Below are 2615 nucleotides of genomic sequence, written 5' to 3'. Positions count from 1 at the left end.
ATAGTCCTCCGGCCGGCTGCCGGAGCCATAACCCCTTGTATGGCTGATCAACTCGTCCTCGGCGTCGGAGATCACCACCCGCCTTCCCGAAGCGGTCCGATCTCCCTGCAGTAAATCAAACAGGTCCCGACGGGCCAATAGAGAGGCTTTCGCCTCTTCCGGGGATTTTTGCAGCAGGCCCTCGATGAATTGTGATGGGTCCTGCCCACCGGTCATGCTGGCAAAATGATCCAGCACCTGCCCACTTAATTTCCGCTTTTGTCGCTGCAGCTTGGTGACGATCTGCGCTACCTGATTTGTAATATAGCTTTCATCCCGCATCTCCTCCAGGCCGTCCAGCAGTTGGACGTACGTTGCAGTGGGATTGACCGATACAGGCTTCATGGTGTTCACCAGGTCCAGTGATTCATAGACGCCCACCGGGTCGTATATCTCAAAGTGCGTTTTGTGAATCTCCGGGCACCGCCGGGTAGCGCGGCCCAGCATCTGCTCGAACAGGATGCGGGATTTTACGCGGCGCATAAAAACCAGCGTTGTGATTTCCGGCACGTCGATTCCCGTGGTCAGCAGGTCGACGGTTACGGCGATGCTGGGATACCTCTCATTTTTGAAGCGTTTGATGGCCTCTCGTACTTTTTTCGGATCGCCCCCGCCTACGCTGCCCGTGATTTTCATGACCGCGTCGTTGTCTACGCCCAATTCGGAATAGATATTTTTCAGAATATCCACGATCATGTCGGCGTGGGCGTCGTTCACCGCGTAAATCAGGGTTTTTCCCTGTTCTTCCACATTCTCCGGGTCAATATTGCGGGCAATTTCCTCCAAAACCGTGCGGTTAAAGCTTTCGGTGATGACTTTCTTGTTAAAGTCCTCAACGTCAAAATCCAGCTCGTCATCCAACAGTTCACTGTTGGTCAGTTCTTCAGTCACAGGATCATAGACGGTCACCGTGTCCCCATTTTTATAATGGATGCCTTCATCCCGCAGACGGGTGACAAGGTTGTGGGGCGCATCGTGGTCCACCAGATAACCCTCAATCACGGCTTCCCGATAGGTATACTTGAACACCGGCTGTCCAAAAATCTCCGTGGTCTGGAGAGCAGGGGTCGCCGTCAGAGCGATTTTCACCGCGTCGAAGTAATCGATTACCGCACGGTACTTGCTTTGATAGTCCCGCTGGTCCCGGTAAAGCGCCTCCTCGTCGCTCATCTCCTGATCCAGGAGGTAGCCACGATGGGCCTCGTCCACAATAATCAAATCGTAATCCGTGACAGCGGGCATACGCCCTTCCCCGCCGTTGTAAAGGACCCGTTTCACCATACCTTGAACAGTTGCAATGTGGACCCGAGTCTCCCGGTCAATGTTCTGATCCTGAAGGCCATTGATATTATAGAGCTTGTCCAATGTCATCAGCTCCGCCAGCTTGACCTCCTTGAACACATCCTGGGCCTGTTCGCCCAACGCCGTCCGGTCCACCAGAAACAGAATGCGGCGGAACCGTTTTGTCTCCAGGAACCGGTAAATAAGCCCCAGGACGGTCCGGGTCTTGCCGGTTCCGGTGGCCATTGCCAGCAGGATTGCCCGTCTGCCATCCATGACCGCCTGCTCCGCCGCCTGAATGGCGCGAATCTGGTAGGGATATAGGCTCAGACCATCCCTGTCTCTCAGCAAATCAAAGGGCGCGGCCTGCAGCGCCCGATTGCCCGCATCGACGTCCTTTTCCAGCAGCGCCAAAAGGCCCTCCGGATCGATCCACCCGCGCAGCGCCTTCGGTGCGTTGGAGGGGTTCCGCAGGTCCAGGAACCAGATGCCGGACTTGGTCCGGTATTGCTCCAAATAAGGCCGGCCGTTGGTGGCAAATGTAAAGGGAACTTTGTAGTCTCCCCAGGTCCCCATCTGATAGGACGCGTCCTCTCCCCGGATACAGCGCGGATAATCCTTTCCCTGATAATCCGGAGGGGATGTCCTTATGCTCCGCCTTCGCCTCAATGACAGCAGCCAACTTCAAGCCAATAAACAGCGCATAGTCTACCCTGCCTCGATTGCCCAGCTTTGAGTCCGTTGGCCATTCGGCAATTGCTAAATTACGGCCCTTGACCGGCCGGGTGCCTTTGGAATAGCGAAGATTTTCCGTGTCCGCTTCCCAGCCCACTTGACAAAGCTGCTGATCGATAAGATAGCGGGTCTCCGCCTCAGACTTTAACCGCTGATTGGCCATCCGGCTTGCCTGCTGGCGGCGGGCGGCCTTTGCGACTGGAGCGGCAGCGGCAGCGGCCTGCTCCGTCTGTTCTGTCAGCCGGGTTTCCTCTTGCTTTTCCGCTGCTTTATCCACTTGAGAAATTTGTTCCTGCCTGGAGGGCATCACAAACTCTTGGCTTTGGTAACTCCAATCCCCATAGGTCTGCATAAACCACTCGCAGAGGCCGTGTGCCATTTCCAGCAGGGCTTTGCTGTCAGATATGGACTCATAGTTCTCATGAACAGCCCGATTCCGGGCCTTCCGAAGGGCGTGGAGAATGTCCGTCAAGTCTCTTGTGAGGAGGCCCTCCTGGATTAGGGTATCAATTCGCTTGACGGCTGTATTATCTATAGGTAGAGGAATCTTGTCGTAAGTA

1 protein-coding gene is annotated in these 2615 nt (G+C 55.3%); it reads right to left on the bottom strand.

Annotated features, from left to right (window positions below):
- Positions 1-1896: type I restriction-modification system endonuclease (gene hsdR / locus JX325_RS14925; protein ID WP_307819285.1), on the bottom strand; the 1896-nt coding region annotated here is incomplete at its 3' end.
- Between the last annotated feature and the right edge of the window lie 719 nt (positions 1897-2615).

This window comes from Oscillibacter sp. CU971, assembly GCF_905219725.1.
Classification (GTDB): Bacteria; Bacillota; Clostridia; order Oscillospirales; family Oscillospiraceae; genus Oscillibacter.
Note: the sequence above shows the minus strand (reverse complement) of the source record. Positions and strands in the feature narration are given on the sequence as shown.